A 739-nucleotide genomic window follows, 5' to 3' on the forward strand; every position below is an offset into this window, starting at 1 on the left:
ATCGCCAGAACGTCAGAGGTGCGAAAAGATAACCCCGGCTCCCATTGCGATCGTACCCAGCAAAAAAATGAGCAAAATCTTGGTATCCGAGATTGAAAACTCATCAACAAAAGACAGTCCGAAACTGAGAAGGCAGAGCCCCGAACAAGCGCCGAACGATATGAGCGCGGGCGTTTCGGGCCACTGACCGAAGGCCGGAAACAAGAGGATGACCGGCCAAAGCATGGAAACGCCAAGGATGAAGCAAGTGGCGCGCATAGCGGCGCGGAACAAATTGTCGTGCATTGTGAATGCTCCAGGGTGACTGGTGATATTCGAGGGATCAGCGCATTGCCGGACCGGAGTGGAAGCGTGCAAGATCGCGCGAATACTTCATGGTGCAATACCCACATGCAAGACAAGTCTTTATCGATCGGGTTTGGGGGGAGCCGTCATAGCGGTCTCGAACATCTCCAGGATTTTGGCCCGCTCGCCGTGTGTCTCCCGAGAGTAGAGAACCGCACCGTAGGGCATCTCTTTCCCGAGCGGTTCGACGGCGCCGGCAGATTGAACGCGGAAAAACTCGCCACAGCCGGGGCATTGGATGTTCTCGGCGTGGGTGCCAACAAAGCGCGATGTGGTGCCGCAGCGACAGCGCAAGTCACCGACGAGGCGGGTCTGGATAAGGTCAAGTGTCAAAACCGGTGAGGTCTTATCGGTCATGGCCGGATCCGGATGCATGGAACAAGGGAAGAGCGGC

At 56.6% G+C, this 739-nt stretch carries 2 protein-coding genes; both read right to left on the reverse strand.

Translation table 11 applies throughout. The annotated features are described in order from the left end of the window. Positions 1–12: 12 nt before the first annotated feature. Entirely contained in the window at positions 13–285 is a 273-nt protein-coding gene (locus IG168_RS20465) for a hypothetical protein (protein ID WP_193166459.1), read from the reverse strand. A 120-nt stretch (positions 286–405) separates the two neighbouring features. Further along, positions 406–739 (reverse strand): hypothetical protein (locus IG168_RS20470; RefSeq protein WP_226877204.1); only part of this gene is annotated, 334 nt, incomplete at its 5' end.

Origin of the sequence: Microbulbifer hainanensis, assembly GCF_014904735.1 — a bacterium.
GTDB lineage: Bacteria > Pseudomonadota > Gammaproteobacteria > Pseudomonadales > Cellvibrionaceae > Microbulbifer > Microbulbifer hainanensis.